This window comes from Shouchella phoenicis (assembly GCF_047238345.1).
Lineage (GTDB): Bacteria > Bacillota > Bacilli > Bacillales > Bacillaceae_D > Shouchella.
Genome location: NZ_JBDFMQ010000001.1, coordinates 741,252 through 755,963, shown reverse-complemented (window position 1 = coordinate 755,963; position 14,712 = coordinate 741,252). Strand labels below are relative to the sequence as shown.

Below are 14,712 nucleotides of genomic sequence, written 5' to 3'. Positions count from 1 at the left end.
AGAGAAAGGAGCTCGTGATGAGTAAACCTAGTTTAAAAGAAATGATTGGTCAGACCCTTGTGGTTGGTTTTGATGGGACCACTGTGCCGCAAGAAACAGCAGACTTTATTAAACAGCATAAAATTGGAAATATTATTTTGTTCGCACGGAATATGGGGAGCCCTGTTGAAATAAAAGCTCTTACGAAGCACTTGCAACGAATTGGAAAAGAGTCAGATCAACCAACACCACTGCTCATTGCTGTTGATCAAGAAAATGGCATTGTTCGCCGAATAGATGAGGGAACCACAACCGTACCTGGCGCAATGGCACTGGCTGCGACTGAAGACCCGCAGAACGCATACGATATGTATAAGATGACGGCTATGGAACTGCGAGAGCTAGGAATTAATTGGAACTTAGCTCCAGTACTTGATGTAAACAACAACCCGGATAACCCCGTAATTGGTGTTCGATCTTTTGGTGAAGACCCTCACAAAGTGATGCAGTTTGGGGAACGCGCTCTAAAAGGATTACAGGACGGCGGTATGGTTACAGCTGTGAAACATTTCCCCGGTCACGGCGATACAGACGTTGATTCTCATCTCGGTATGCCAGTTATCCCTCATTCACTCGAACGTTTACATGAGGTCGAACTCGTTCCTTTCAAAAAAAGCATTGAACAAGGCACAGATGTCATTATGACTGCGCATATTCATTTTCCAGCCCTTGATGCACGAAATCAAATGCCAGCCACAATGTCTTATGCCATTATGACTGAATTGCTGCGAAGAGACTTATTCTTCAATGGAGTTGCGACAACAGACGATATGGAAATGGATGCTATTCGTAAAACAATCGGTACCGAACAAGGCTGTGTGGAAGCACTTAGAGCTGGAGTCGATTTAGTCATGATTTCTCATACCCTCGATGTACAGCAACGTACCTTTGCTGCCATTGAACAAGCGGTTGCCTCCTCCCACTTATGCGAAGACCGTTTGTATGAGTCGTACTGTCGCATTCAAAAAGTAAAACAAAAGCTAACATCGGAAAATCGACCACCTATAGATTTCGGAAACCATCAGCGACAAGCAAAAGCGGTTTACGAAAAAAGTGTTACGCTTGAAAAAGGAAATGAGCAGTTACCGATTACTAGTGAATCATCTCGAATTTTAGTCATTGAACCACCTGCATCGACACAAACAGGTGCTGAAGATCCTCAACATGCTAAGGCTGCCATCGGTCAAGCTATTCACAGTCTAAAACCTGGTGTCACGGTTGTCCAAATGCCTCTGTCAGACCATATGATTAAAGACATTCACAAACAATTCGACACCATAATCGTTGGCGTTCTGTCTGCTTCTATTCAAGAAGAGCAACGTCAGCTTGTTGAGAAATTGACAAAAACTGGACTCCCTGTCCATGTTGTTGCCATGAGAAGTCCATACGACCTTCTTCATCTACCAAACAGCATTTGTAGTTATATCAATACCTATGAATTCAGCTATCCAGCTTTAGAAGTGGCAGCAGCTGCTTTATTTGGAAAGATTCATTTAACAGGATCATCTCCTGTAACCCTTTAGAACAAGGAGTCGATTTTACCATGAAACTTGGAATTGATCGTTTCTTACAGTCAGAATATACACGGGTGAAAGGAAAGCGAGTTGGGCTCGTCTCAAATTTGACAGGGGTCAACCAACATTTGGAGCCGAGCATTGACCTTCTCCATCAACACCCTGACGTAAACCTTGTCTCTCTCTATGCCCCTGAACACGGGATTCGTGGTGATGCAAAAGAAGGCGAACAAATTGATTCGAGCACTGATCCGCACACAGGTTTGCCTGTCTTCAGCCTTTATGGCGAAACGAGAAAACCAACGCCAGACATGTTAGCAAATGTAGATGTCCTCTTATTCGACTTGCAAGATATTGGGTCCAGATATTATACGTATATCTACACGATGGCGTATGTGATGGAAGCCTGCGGCGAGAACGACATCTCTCTGATCATTCTTGATCGCCCAAACCCTTCTGGCGGCCTTCATGTCGAGGGCAATTTGGTAGAGGAAGCCTTTCGTTCATTTGTGGGACTGCTTCCTATAACGAACTGCCATGGTATGACCGTTGCCGAACTTGCCGGTCTGTTTCAAACAGAGTTTGGGTACACATGCGATCTCGACATTGTGAAAATGGAAGGCTGGTCTCGGGAGATGTATTACGACGACACTGGTCTAGCTTGGGTTCCGCCTTCCCCTAATGCTCCTAGCCTCGATATGGCGCTTCTATATCCAGGAACTTGCTTGCTAGAAGGGACAAATGTATCAGAAGGGAGAGGAACAACCAAGCCATTCGAACAATTTGGAGCTCCGTACATGGATGGCTATACACTAGCGAAAGAAATCAACGCGCTCCAACTCCCAGGAGTTATGGCGAGGCAGGCATCCTTCGTTCCAACCTATCAAAAATACGATAGCGAGCAATGCCACGGCATCCAACTACACCTTATTGACCGAGACGTTTACAAACCTGTTTCAAATGGCATTAAGATCATTCATCGTATCGCCCAACTTTATCCGAACGACTTTGCATTTGTTGAATCTTCCAATGGTCGGTTCATGTTTGATTTACTTGCTGGAACGGACACCTTACGAAATGCTATAAAAAAGGATAATCTCTCTTCCTATTTTTCAGAAAGCACCAAAGAAACAGCTGCTTTTTTAAAGCAAAGAGCTCCGTACCTCCTTTATCAATAGGAGGTACAGTGGTTCATCTTGAAAAGATGTTGTGTAATTAAAAATTTTAGTATACTAGAAGCAATGAATAAGTAGAAAGAGTTGATCTTAATGGCCTTTATGACTGGTGGCCTTGTCATGTTAACTGAAATGCTTTCATCCCTTCCCCCTTCCGAGAAGAAGATTGCTGATTATATGATAAAACACCCAAAAGAAGTTATTTCCTTAACAGCAAATGAAATTGGAAAGCGAAGTGAGACAAGCAGTGCCGCCGTTATTCGTCTATGTAAATCACTAGGATTAAAAGGATTACCTGATTTAAAGCTTCGAATTGCAGGTGATCTTCAGAAAGACCATGATTCGGGGTTAAGAGATATTGAACCAAACGAGTCAGCTGCTTCGATTATTGATAAGATGACGAACAATTCGATACAGACTATACAAGAAACGGCGGAACTTTTGGACATACGCCAACTTGAAAAAGCCGTACACGTTCTTCATAAAGCTCGCAAAATACACTTTTTTGGCATTGGCGCATCCAGTATTATCGCCCAAGATGCTTTGCAAAAATTTCTTCGAATTGACAAGACCGCCTACGCTTTTTCTGATATACATCTGGCATCTACACTCGTCTCGACGGGAAATGAAGAAGATGTCGCAATCGGTATATCCTTTTCTGGGCAAACGAATGAAGTCAAACAGTTTCTGGAAATTGCAAAATCAAAGGAATTAAAAACGATTAGTTTATGTAAGTACGGCCAGTCCATTGTCTCTGAACAAGCCGACATTCCGTTATTTACATCGGCAACAAAAGAGCCCACGTTCCGCAGTGGTGCTACATCATCACGCATTGCGCAACTACAAGTTATTGATATTTTATTTATGTGTGTCGCTTCTTCACAATATGATAAAACGGTTACCCATTTAAATGAAACTCGTGCTGCAATTGAATTTTTACGTTAACGGAGGAGGACGCCATGCGCCTTTTACCAGGTCTTGCTCATAAACTAATATCAGAAGTAAAACACGTGTTAGATGAGGATTTCATTATTGTGGATGAGACTTCAACCATTATTGCTTCTACAGAAACAGAACGGATTGGCCACTTTCATGCAGGTGCAGCACACGTTTTTAAAACACGAAAAAAACTTTACATTACTGAAGCCAATCAACATCAATTACCTGGGACAAGACATGGCATCAACTTACCCATTACCTTTCAACACCAATTAATTGGCGTCATTGGTGTTACTGGTAAGCCTCGTCTCATCGAACCATTTGCAGATCTCCTTCTGAAAATGACGGAATTGCTTATCAATGAAACGTACCACAGAGAGCAAATGGAGTGGCAGTCGCGCGGTGTTGAAGCATTCGTATCTGAATGGATTTCATCTGGAGATTTACTAGAAAAAAGGTTTATTCAACGGGGACACGTTCTCGGGATCTCGATTGAAACACCCTATACAGTCATTAAAATCGACGTGTCAATTTCTACAGATGAACCTGTTCATTTGTACGCAAATGATTGGTTACGTATGCAGCTACTTCCTATGAAAGAAGATTTCTTTATAAGGTGGGGGAAAAATCAATTCCTATTTTTAATGAAAGAAGGAGATCAGCGAGAACGCAGCCGATCAAAAAACTGGAAAATGATTCAGCAGGCATTTACTGAGCGATACCCAACAGCAACATGTGCGATTGGCATTAGCCATAGCCTCGCTCAGCAACACATAAAAAAAAGTTATGACGAAGCGGAAAAAGCACTAAATGTCGCAAAAAAGAAGCAACACGTTGTCTTTTACGATTCACTCTTATTAGAGATGATTACTGACGAAACGACACTTAAAACAAAACAAGCTTACGTTGACCGTACAATTGGTTCTTTCGTTAGCGACGAGGCTTTACTTCACACATTAAGAGGCTACATAAACTCTGATCAATCGATCAAAGAAACAGCAGCCTCCCTACATATTCATACAAATACTTTGCATTATCGTTTGCAACAAATAAGCGAGCGAATGGGCATAAACGTGAGAACACCTAAAGGAATGACAATCGCCTATCTCGCTCTTGTCTTTCTGGATGAACAGTAAAAAGGTGCCTTTCTATCGATGAACGGACCCTTTTTCTTGTCGGTCTCGAGCGTTTTCAACAGCCTCTAACAAAAGATCTACAATATGGACAGCCCGCATTGTTTCTGGATCACCATGCTTCTCAATTCCGACCATCATTTGTAACAAGCACCCTGGGTTAGCCGTAACAATTGTTTGCGCCTTCGTTTGCTTCGTTTGGGTCATTTTATAATCCAAGATTTGCATAGACATCTTAGGTTCAAGCATATTATAAATCCCAGCTGATCCACAGCACCGATCCGCATTATTCATTTCTACATAAGTAGCTCCTTGGATGGATTGTAGCAACAGGCGTGGCTCTTTAAAGGTTTTTTGTCCATTACGTAAGTGGCACGAATCTTGATACGTCACGATCTCATCATCTAACTGGAGCGGCTGTTTATGGAAGTCCAGCTCTACTAAAATCGCCGTTACATCTTTAATTTTCGCCGTAAAAGCTTGTGCTCGTTGTGCCCACTCTGGTTCTGCTTTTAAAAGATGGTCGTAATCAACAAGAAATGCCCCACACCCACCTGCATTGGTAATAATGTAATCGACGCTAGCTTCTTCAAATGCAATAATGTTGCGCTTCGCCATTTCTTTAGCGCGCTCCTTTTCACCACTATGTCCATGCAAAGCGCCACAACACGCTTGCGTTTTTGGAATCACAATGTCACACCCTGCATATTGCAAGAGCTTTTTCGTCGCTTCATTCGTTTGCATAAAGACAGTATCCATCAGGCATCCACTAAAAAAAGCGACTTGTTTCTTTCTTGTCTTGTGCAAGCTCTTTAACTGAGTCGGACGATTCTTGATGTCTTTTCGCTTAGGAATAGGAGGCAATACATGCTCCATTATTTGCATCGTTTCTGGAAATGCTTTTAAGACGCCCAGCTTTCGGGTAAAGGACTGCACGCCTGTTTGTTGATAAAAACGAACAAGCCCCATTAACCCAACCATACGCTGCTGATATGGAAAAAGTTGTGCAAAGACAAGGTGACGTAAGCCTTTTACTGGTAAAGATTGCTTCTCTTCTTGATAGATAATATCTCTCGCTTCTTCTAATAAGTGACCGTATTTCACTCCAGATGGACAAACAGGTTCACAAGCTCGGCACCCTAAACACATATCAAGCGAGCGTTTCACTTCCTCGTCTGGTTCAATATCCCCGTCAACAACACCTTTCATTAATGCAATTCGTCCACGAGGAGAATGAAGCTCATTTTTGCCAGATTCAATATAAGTCGGACAAGAAGGTAGGCAAAACCCACAACGCATACAATTCAAAAGTTCATCGTAGTCCATTCGCTCTTTAAATCCTTCTTGCACACGGTCTTTCACTTGTTGGTTCATTCTACCCCCACCACCACTCGCTTTCGATTTGATTTTGCAAATAGTTTATTTGGATTCATGATGTTTTTTGGATCGAGTCCCTTCTTAATGGCCTCCATAACCGCAATTCCTTCTGCACCTAGCTTCATGTGCAAATAAGGTGCTTTCATTGCGCCAACCCCATGTTCCCCTGTTATCGTTCCACCTAATTCTATCGCCGCCGTAAAAATTTCCTCCAAGGCGAATTCTACTCGTTCCATTTCTTCTTTATCTCTAGCATCGGTTAGACAAGTCGGATGAAGGTTACCATCACCTGCATGACCGAATGTGCAAATTTGCACACGATGTTTTAGCGCGATTTCATTTATTTTTTTTACCATTGTTGCAATTTCTGAACGGGGGACCGTTGCATCCTCTAATATTGTTGTTGGTTTTAAGCGTGCAAGCGCAGATAGAGCAGAACGACGAGCTGTTCTCAGTTGGTCAGCCTCTTCAGCTGATTGCGCCAAGCTTACAGAACGCGCTCCTTCTTCTTTGCATATGGCAACAATCTTCTCCATATCTTGTATGACTTGATCATAGACCCCATCCTGCTCTATGAGTAAGACCGCTTCTACATCTGTCGGTAGACCAATTTGTGAATACTCTTCTACGACTTGAAGAGTTGGTCGATCTAAAAACTCAAGCGTCGCTGGTATGACTCGATTGGCGATAATTTTGGAAACAGCTCTTGCTGCCTCGTCCATATCCTCAAATAAAGCCAGCGCCGTTTTAATCGTTTCTGGCTTAGGGACGAGCTTAAGGATGGCTTCTGTAACAACTCCCAATGTTCCTTCAGAACCAACCATTAGCGAGGTTAAATCATAACCTGCTACATCTTTAGCCAGTTTTCCACCTGTTCGAATGATCTCTCCATCTGCTAAAACAATCTCAAGCCCGAGGACATAATCCCTCGTAACGCCGTATTTTAACCCTCGTAACCCTCCAGAATTTTCACTAATGTTTCCGCCAATTTGTGAGATTTTCATCGAGCTAGGATCTGGTGGATAAAACAAGCCTCGGTCTTCAACATATTGAATGAGCTCCAAAGTGTTGACTCCTGGCTGAACGGTAACCGTTAAATTCGCTTCATCAAGCTCAATAATACGATCTAGATGTTTAAATAGAAGAACGATCCCTCCAGCTAAAGGCGTTGTACCAGCACTTAAATTCGTACCTGCCCCTCTTGGTACAATTGGAATCCCGTATGTATGACAGACTTTCACTACACGTGCTAGTTCTTCTTTTGTTCTCGGTGATACGACTGCATCAGGCATTGCTTGGAATTCAGGCGTTGCATCAAATGAATAAACCAATTTGCTTGCTGGTGAATCTTGATAATTTTCCTTCCCAACGATCTGAACAAATGCTTCTTTCATTTGCTTCGTAATCACATTCATTCATCCCTTCCATGATTTATTATCTATATCCTAGCGTGATTGCATGTGGATGCCTATAGTGAATCATACAAAATAAATGGATTTCATTACCTTTAAATTAGTCAAACACACAACGACCGATCCTTAAATTAGAATTATCTGTTAAGTGTGGCAATTCCTCTTTTCTTCAGCTATGATTAGAGCTAGAAAGGATGATACCTATGTATTTTATCGGAATTGATGGCGGTGGCACGAGCACAACAGGCGTTATTGGCACTTCAGATGGGCACATTCTCGCTTATCAAACAATTCATGCAACTAATCCGAATCGGGTTGGTTTAGATACGAGCATCTCACGGTTACAACAATTGCTCCATCAATTAAGAGCTCAACATACCCCTGCTTATGAACACGTGCAATCTGTTTATTGTGGAATATCAGGAGCTAGTCAACTTCTCTATCAACAAACAATCTCACAAGCATTAATGCCCCTTTTACCTAAAGAATGTACACTTGTTGTCAATCATGATGCACTTGCAGCCCTATATTCCGGTACACTCGGCAATCAAGGAATCATCCAAATCTCCGGAACCGGCTCTGTTAGTTATGCCCTTGACGATAGACACCTCGAACATCGTGTCGGGGGCTGGGGCTATTTGCTCGGTGATGAAGGTAGTGGTTTTTCCATTGGCAGAGCAGCTTTACGCGCCACCTTAGACGAGGATGACAACCCTAGCATTCTTCATTCCCTCATTACAAACCATTTTAATGCTTCTTCTATTTCAGATGTTATTCCTGTTATTTACAAGGAAAATGGGCATCACTCAGTTGCCCAACTTAGCCCGCTTGTGTTTAAGGCTTACGAACAAAAAGATTCTACTGCCACAATGATCATGGCAAATGAAGCAAAAGCAATCGCTCGTAATCTCATTAAACTTACAAAAAAAGCTACGTTTCAAGACGTTATTCCCGTTGTCTTAACAGGAGGTCTTTTTGAACACAATGCCATTTTCTTGTCTCTTATTCAATCTGCACTTAGTAAGCAAAAAGATCAATACGTATTTATAACACCTAGTCTTTCGCCAGTAATTGGTGCTCTTATAGCAGCCATTCAACCACAGGAACAACTTCCTTCAGCTTTTGAGAGGAATGCCGTTCAAACGATGGCATTTATCGTAGCAGAGCCGACCCTGTCGATACAATGGGCAAAAAGCGCTGATACATTGGCACAACATCTAGAAAGCTTGAATCGACCTGTTGAAGCACATATTGGCTATTGCGGATCGGAAGCTACTGAAATTGAGCATTCATTAAATGAAGAGGCTATCCCATTCTCAGAAGCGCTTATAGCATCTAAAGATGATCAGGTTGTTGGCATTTTGTTTTTTGATTTTGACGAAGAAGAGGCTTATGTCTGGGGGCCGTTTCTACATATACATGAGAATGAATTACTCGCTATTCAACTTTGGCATGGCCATCCTAAAAAGAAACGAGGTGTTACGTATGACTTTTTCATTAATAAAGAGAATACATCGACCCACACTTTCCTTTCTAACCTAGGTGCCAGTCAAACCGGGACGCATGTTGCCATGACACTCCATCGTGATGATTATCACGCTGCCTTTAACAAGAAAGTCCATGTATACAATGAACATGATAAACACGCATTTGCTTCAATCCATGATGAAGCTTTTCCTACAACTTACTACAATAGCGACACCATTCTACAACGTCTAAATCATAAGAGGCGTTTACTCGTTTATAAAGACAATGAGCGTGTTTGTGGCTACGCATTTATAGAAGCAAACCCTGATCATGAAGAAGGGAATATTGAATACATTGCGGTTAAAGAGAGTGAACGTGGCAAAGGAATTGGGAAGGCCATCCTTCAGCATGCGATTACCTTATTATTTGACGAATACAACCTTTCAAAGCTTGAATTGACTGTCTCTGCAAAAGAGAAAAGAACCATCCAACTATATAAATCCGTAGGCTTTGCCACAACACATACACTTCACGCTTATTCGCTTAAACAGTAATGATGGAAGACAGCGCATTAAAATCAGACGCGTTGTCTTTTTTACGGTCATAAATACCCAAAATCACCCAATTTGACTAAAAAGGTTTTCTTCCATTCTTTCTAGGGTAAAAAACGTAATTAGATTACGATTCGAACGATTCTCCTATTTGCACATGATGTCGCTATAAAAAGAGAGATTCGCTTCAACATTCAACTGGATAGGAGTTATGTTTATGAGTCTTGAAGTTATTGGGATGGCCATTATTATTATTGCGATGATGCTCGCAATTGGAAAATGGATTCGTTTAAAAGTACCTTTATTTCAAGGTCTTTTTTTACCAAGCTCATTAATTGGTGGCTTCGTTGCGTTACTTCTTGGACCTGAGGTCATTGGCCGCTTTGGCGGTGACTTCCTCGGAGACGGCGGTCTTTTTACCAATAACATCGTTGAGATTTGGGGAGAACTTCCAGGTTTATTAATTAACGTTGTATTCGCTTCCTTGTTTATCGGTTTTGTATTACCGAAACCGAAGGAAATTTGGCAAACAGGTGGACCGCAAGTAGCGTTAGGCTACACGATGTCGTGGGCACACTATGTCATCGGTATTTTATTAGCTATTACCATTATTACACCGTTGTTTGGTCTTAGCCCTGCCGCAGGGGCATTGATTGAAATTAGCTTTGTCGGTGGTCACGGTACAGCAGCTGGTTTATCAGGTACATTTGAAGACATTGGCTTTGAAGAGGGATACGACTTAGCGATTGGGTTAGCTACAGTTGGTATGCTTTCCGGTGTAGTAATTGGAATGATCTTAGTAAACTGGGCTGCTCGTAAAGGAAAATCAAGAACGTTACAACACCCTAATGACATTTCCGTCGATCAAAAAAGCGGTGTCGTAGCTGAGCAAAAACGAGAAGCATCAGGCATTCAAACAACGTCGCCGGTTTCAATTGAACCATTAGCTTTACATGTTGGCTTTATTGCCATTGCGATCTTTATAGGCTACCTCCTCCTTGAAGGATTCGTCTGGTTAGAAGACGTCACATATGGGCAAGCATATGACATCTATTTATTTGAATATGTCCCACTATTCCCAATGGCTATGATTGGGGGGATTATCCTTCAGTTATTCTTAGCAAAGTTTGATAAGCGGAAATTAGTAGACCGAAAAACCATTTCTCGCATTCAAGGATTGGCTTTAGATATCCTAATTATTAGCGCCATTGCCTCTCTATCATTAACTGTCATTGGCGACAACATCGTGCCGTTTATTCTGTTAGCTGCAGCTGGTATTATTAGTAACATTGTTTTCTTCTTATGGTTAGGACCAAAAATGATCCCCAACTACTGGTTTGAACGAGGAATTGGGGATTTTGGTCAAGGGATGGGTGTTGCGGCAACCGGCATTATGCTCATGCGCATTGTTGATCCTGAAAACAAATCACCTGCATTGGATGCATTCGGGTATAAACAAATCTTATTTGAACCCCTCGTAGGTGGAGGGCTCGTCACAGCAGCATCGATACCGTTTATTATTCAGTTTGGTCCCGTGCCTGTTCTTATTGTCGCTACTGTCTTGATGATTGCCTTCTGGTGCCTAGGTGTCTTCCACACAGGAAAAATGAAAGTTGAAGATAAGGACCCTAAATAAAGATGTTTCTCTCAAAATCAATCGGGTAAACAATGAGTACAAGGAGTGATACAAGATGGCAAAAATAGCAGTACTTGTTACAGACATGGTAGAAGAAATTGAATTAACAGATCCTGCTCGTGCTTATGAGGAAGCTGGGCATACCGTGACATTATTAAACTCCAACGACGATAATAAGATTACGGGGAAAAACGGCGAAACGTTTAAAACAGATAAACATGTAAAAGATGTAAAGCCAGAAGACTTTGATGCGTTGCTCGTTCCAGGAGGCTTTTCTCCAGATTTATTACGAATTGACGCCAAAAACGCTGAATTCGCCGCTCATTTCATGAAAGAAGAAAAACCAGTGTTTGCGATCTGTCACGGGCCACAGTTTCTTGTTGATACAGACTTACTAAAAGGGCACGAAATGACGAGCTTCGTCTCTGTTCGTAAAGATTTAGAGAACGCTGGCGCAAGCGTGGTCGACAGAGAAGTGGTTGTATCACGTAACTTAGTAACGAGCCGTGTTCCCGACGACTTACCGGCTTTCAATAAAGAAGCACTTAATTTACTCGATAAATTGTAAACGATGTGATGTTCCCTACAACGGATTTGTTGTAGGGATTTTTTATTGTCAGATTTACACATAAGTCCCTTTTCGTTTTCGTACACTGATCAAGGATGATTAAACCTTTTTGAGAGGATGAGTATATTGAAAACAACCTTAATGAGCATCTACGGCATTGACGAGTGGGCAGGCCGATACACAGGTGAGGAAACAAGCGCGCAATACGAATGGGTTCGCTATACACCAAATCATTAAAAAAAGAGATTCCTGTTAATCCGTGATTACACGCTTTTACAGGAATCTCTTACAATAAGTGAGACTGGAATTTTCACTGCCATGTGTTGCTTTTTCTTATTCGCCATTTGATCCATCATTAAGTTTGCTGCGGTCTTGCCAATTAACGCAGTATCTTGACGAACCGTTGTTAAAGCAGGGTTTAAATATTGAGCGATCTGAATGTCATCAAATCCAATGATGGATACATCTTCTGGCACACGTAATCCCGCTTCATGAATGGCTGAAATGGCGCCTACCGCCATTAAATCACCAGCTACATATACAGCTGATGGAATACTTTTCAGCTCTAGCAATTGATTCATCGCACGCTTTCCACCTTCATATGTGAAATAGCCACCGTCTACAATGTATGCATCATTAATAGATAAGTTATGTTTTGCCATCGTTTGCTTATAGCCTTCTAATCGTTCCACCCCAACATAAAGCCTCTGATGTCCAGAAATATGAGCAATGTGACGATGACCAAGGGAAACGAGGTGATTCACAGCAAGTTCACTTCCAAAACAGTTATCGCTATAAACAACACTAACGCCACGCGTATCTAAATCAATCACGACGGACGGGATGTCAGATTCAATTAGCTTTTGAATTTCTGGTGTATCGCTAGAACAAACAACGGCAACACCATCTACTCCTCGGTACATAAAATGATCTAAATAAGAGCGTTTCTCTTTGCCGATTTTTCTTGAAGCAAATAAGAGATCATAGCCTTCAATTTCAACAACCTTTTTAAAATTTTCAATAACTGCGTTAAAAAAAGGATGCTCGAGGCCATTTCCTGCATCTTCAACAAAAACAACTCCAATTGTCCAAGATTTTTTTGTTGATAACGACCTGGCACTAGAACTTGGAAAATACCCTAATTCTTCAACAGCTGCATTAATAATTTTCTTTGTTTTTTCGCTTACGTCTGCGCGTTTATTTAACACTTTTGATACCGTACTGATTGAAAAACCGGTTTTTTTTGCTATGTCGTAAATCGTAATCATCTCTGCTCCTCTCCACCTTTTTACGGGGCAGGAATCTCTTTTTTATATTGATTAAAAGTCGCGTAATTTATACTCATAATGACGTAAGCAAACACGCTTACACCAATAAAAAGAAAGGCTTTTGGATAGTAAATCGCTACTAATACATATGCAGCGACCCAAAATAACTGCATAAATGATTTAAAGGGGTGTGCAAAAACCATCCCAAATGCTAACTTCAAATACTGAAACATCTTATGATCAAAATGTGCCATCACAGAAAATAAGTTTAGAAACGTCATGATGATAATCGAGCCAACAGCAAACATGATGATATATAGAAAGAAGTGGATGGACTCATCATAAAAGAAAGAAACAAACCGTACGTTCACATATATAATATAAAACATCACAAAAAACATTGCACCATATAGGTTTGCTTTCACAAACGACTCTTTATAATAAACCCAAAAACTACGAACTAACGGAATCTCTTCTCTACCATTGTTCCATTCTCTTATAATGCGAAACAACGCTACCGTTGCAGGCATCACGCCAAAGACACCTAGCCCAAGCACAACGAATACGCCCCATAGCAAATTAAGCACGACGAATTTATAGATAAGTTCTGCTAGTTTCATAAAGATATTCGACACATTTCCACCTCAATTAAACAGATGTTTTCCCTATGTTCATTCTACATGTATACGTTTCTATCTCATTTACAGAGAATCTTTATGAATGACACTTTCTCACTCATGAAGATTCTCTTCTATTGTCTTTTTAAGCCATCCTATTGTTTAACTTTTTACAGCGCCTTCTGACAAACTTTGAATGAACAAGCGATTAAATAATAGGAAGACGATTAGTAATGGAACTGTTGCCCAAAATGTTCCTGACATTAACATTCCGTAATCGAGCTGTCTTGCATCATTTAATGAACGCAGCGCGACTTGAAGGGTATGCATGGATGGATCTCTTAGCACGACTAACGGCCAGAGGAAATCATTCCAGACGGTCATAAACACAATAATACCGAGCGTGGCAAATGCAGGTAATACGGTCGGCACAACGATATTCCAATACGTTCGAAAATGTGAGCATCCATCAATTCTTGCAGCTTCAATAATTTCAAAAGGAACAGCTTCCTTAATATATTGCCTCATCCAGAAGATACCAAAGGCGTTGATTAAACCAGGGATGATAATGGCACGAAAATCATTCAACCAGCCGAGGGTTGTAATAATATAATATTGTGGAATAAGCCCGAGCTGTGGCGGCACCATCATCGTAATCAATATGGCCGTAAACAGGATGGTTTTCCCTTTAAATTCAAGCTTTGCAAAGGTATATCCTGCAAGAGAGCACAATAAGAGCGTACCAAGGGTTACCGCTGTCGCAACGAAAAAGCTATTCCACATGGCTCCGAAGAAATCTATGTTATTGAGCACCTTTTGAAAGTTCGAGACTAAGTCCGCTCCAGGTGTAAACGGAGGTGGTACTTGGTTAATTTCTCGATTTACTCGTGTTGCCATCACAAACATATAATAAAATGGGAAAAGGGACGCCAACGAACCAGCAATTAAAAAAAGATAAACAAAAAGCTTCTTCAATGAAAACGTCCTTCTTCCAGTATGTTTTTCTTTACTCATCG

The 14,712-nt window shown here is 41.3% G+C and carries 12 protein-coding genes; 7 read left to right on the top strand and 5 right to left on the bottom strand.

All coding sequences use genetic code 11. The annotated features are described in order from the left end of the window. Positions 1-17 precede the first annotated feature (17 nt). The 4 genes from nagZ (at position 18) to ABC361_RS04255 (ending at position 4,803) form a co-directional block, all read left to right on the top strand. Positions 18-1,562, top strand: a complete 1,545-nt coding sequence (gene nagZ, locus ABC361_RS04270) for a beta-N-acetylhexosaminidase (RefSeq protein ID WP_413072836.1) — start codon at positions 18-20, stop codon at positions 1,560-1,562. Between the two features lie 20 nt (positions 1,563-1,582). After that, positions 1,583-2,731, top strand: a complete 1,149-nt coding sequence (locus tag ABC361_RS04265; protein WP_413072835.1) for an exo-beta-N-acetylmuramidase NamZ family protein — start codon at positions 1,583-1,585, stop codon at positions 2,729-2,731. A gap of 90 nt (positions 2,732-2,821) precedes the next feature. Beyond that, positions 2,822-3,673 carry a MurR/RpiR family transcriptional regulator gene (locus ABC361_RS04260; protein WP_413072834.1) on the top strand — a complete coding sequence of 284 codons (852 nt, stop codon included), beginning with the start codon at positions 2,822-2,824 and terminating at the stop codon, positions 3,671-3,673. Between the two features lie 14 nt (positions 3,674-3,687). Continuing rightward, on the top strand, positions 3,688-4,803 hold the full coding sequence (locus tag ABC361_RS04255; protein WP_413072833.1) for a CdaR family transcriptional regulator: 1,116 nt from the start codon (positions 3,688-3,690) through the stop codon (positions 4,801-4,803). Positions 4,804-4,815: 12 nt separating this feature from the next. Here the strand turns inward: ABC361_RS04255 and ABC361_RS04250 are convergent, their stop codons facing one another. Beyond that, positions 4,816-6,174 carry a (Fe-S)-binding protein gene (locus tag ABC361_RS04250; RefSeq protein ID WP_413072832.1) on the bottom strand — a complete coding sequence of 453 codons (1,359 nt, stop codon included), beginning with the start codon at positions 6,172-6,174 and terminating at the stop codon, positions 4,816-4,818. After that, positions 6,171-7,592, bottom strand: coding sequence for a glycolate oxidase subunit GlcD (glcD, locus tag ABC361_RS04245; protein ID WP_413072831.1), 1,422 nt, complete (start codon positions 7,590-7,592; stop codon positions 6,171-6,173). Before glcD ends, ABC361_RS04250 begins: the two co-directional genes overlap by 4 nt. A gap of 200 nt (positions 7,593-7,792) precedes the next feature. On the opposite strand from glcD, the gene ABC361_RS04240 reads away from it, so the two are divergent. From ABC361_RS04240 to ABC361_RS04230, 3 genes are all read left to right on the top strand, one after another. Continuing rightward, positions 7,793-9,610: a GNAT family N-acetyltransferase gene (locus ABC361_RS04240; RefSeq protein WP_413072830.1), complete on the top strand. Its 1,818-nt coding sequence runs from the start codon at positions 7,793-7,795 to the stop codon at positions 9,608-9,610. Positions 9,611-9,824: 214 nt separating this feature from the next. Then, positions 9,825-11,243, top strand: coding sequence for a sodium/glutamate symporter (locus ABC361_RS04235; protein ID WP_413072829.1), 1,419 nt, complete (start codon positions 9,825-9,827; stop codon positions 11,241-11,243). 55 nt (positions 11,244-11,298) lie between these two features. Further along, positions 11,299-11,811 carry a type 1 glutamine amidotransferase domain-containing protein gene (locus tag ABC361_RS04230; protein ID WP_413072828.1) on the top strand — a complete coding sequence of 171 codons (513 nt, stop codon included), beginning with the start codon at positions 11,299-11,301 and terminating at the stop codon, positions 11,809-11,811. A 263-nt stretch (positions 11,812-12,074) separates the two neighbouring features. Here ABC361_RS04230 and ABC361_RS04225 read toward each other — a convergent pair whose 3' ends face one another. The 3 genes from ABC361_RS04225 to ABC361_RS04215 form a co-directional block, all read right to left on the bottom strand. After that, the gene (locus ABC361_RS04225) at positions 12,075-13,079 is read right to left on the bottom strand and encodes a LacI family DNA-binding transcriptional regulator (RefSeq protein ID WP_413072827.1); all 1,005 of its coding nucleotides are present in this window, start codon (positions 13,077-13,079) and stop codon (positions 12,075-12,077) included. 20 nt (positions 13,080-13,099) lie between these two features. Beyond that, complete coding sequence (locus tag ABC361_RS04220) at positions 13,100-13,714, bottom strand: YesL family protein (protein ID WP_413072826.1); 615 nt, start codon at positions 13,712-13,714, stop codon at positions 13,100-13,102. Positions 13,715-13,858: 144 nt separating this feature from the next. Then, positions 13,859-14,710 (bottom strand): carbohydrate ABC transporter permease, encoded by an 852-nt coding sequence (locus ABC361_RS04215; protein ID WP_413072825.1) that lies wholly within the window; start codon positions 14,708-14,710, stop codon positions 13,859-13,861. Positions 14,711-14,712: the final 2 nt, after the last annotated feature.

Coding starts and splice junctions, on each gene's coding strand:
- nagZ (WP_413072836.1), top strand. CDS start 18: ATGAGTAAACCTAGTTTAAAAGAAATGATTGGTCAGACCCTTGTGGTT.
- ABC361_RS04265 (WP_413072835.1), top strand. CDS start 1,583: ATGAAACTTGGAATTGATCGTTTCTTACAGTCAGAATATACACGGGTG.
- ABC361_RS04260 (WP_413072834.1), top strand. CDS start 2,822: ATGGCCTTTATGACTGGTGGCCTTGTCATGTTAACTGAAATGCTTTCA.
- ABC361_RS04255 (WP_413072833.1), top strand. CDS start 3,688: ATGCGCCTTTTACCAGGTCTTGCTCATAAACTAATATCAGAAGTAAAA.
- ABC361_RS04250 (WP_413072832.1), bottom strand. CDS start 6,174: ATGAACCAACAAGTGAAAGACCGTGTGCAAGAAGGATTTAAAGAGCGA.
- glcD (WP_413072831.1), bottom strand. CDS start 7,592: ATGAATGTGATTACGAAGCAAATGAAAGAAGCATTTGTTCAGATCGTT.
- ABC361_RS04240 (WP_413072830.1), top strand. CDS start 7,793: ATGTATTTTATCGGAATTGATGGCGGTGGCACGAGCACAACAGGCGTT.
- ABC361_RS04235 (WP_413072829.1), top strand. CDS start 9,825: ATGAGTCTTGAAGTTATTGGGATGGCCATTATTATTATTGCGATGATG.
- ABC361_RS04230 (WP_413072828.1), top strand. CDS start 11,299: ATGGCAAAAATAGCAGTACTTGTTACAGACATGGTAGAAGAAATTGAA.
- ABC361_RS04225 (WP_413072827.1), bottom strand. CDS start 13,079: ATGATTACGATTTACGACATAGCAAAAAAAACCGGTTTTTCAATCAGT.
- ABC361_RS04215 (WP_413072825.1), bottom strand. CDS start 14,710: ATGAGTAAAGAAAAACATACTGGAAGAAGGACGTTTTCATTGAAGAAG.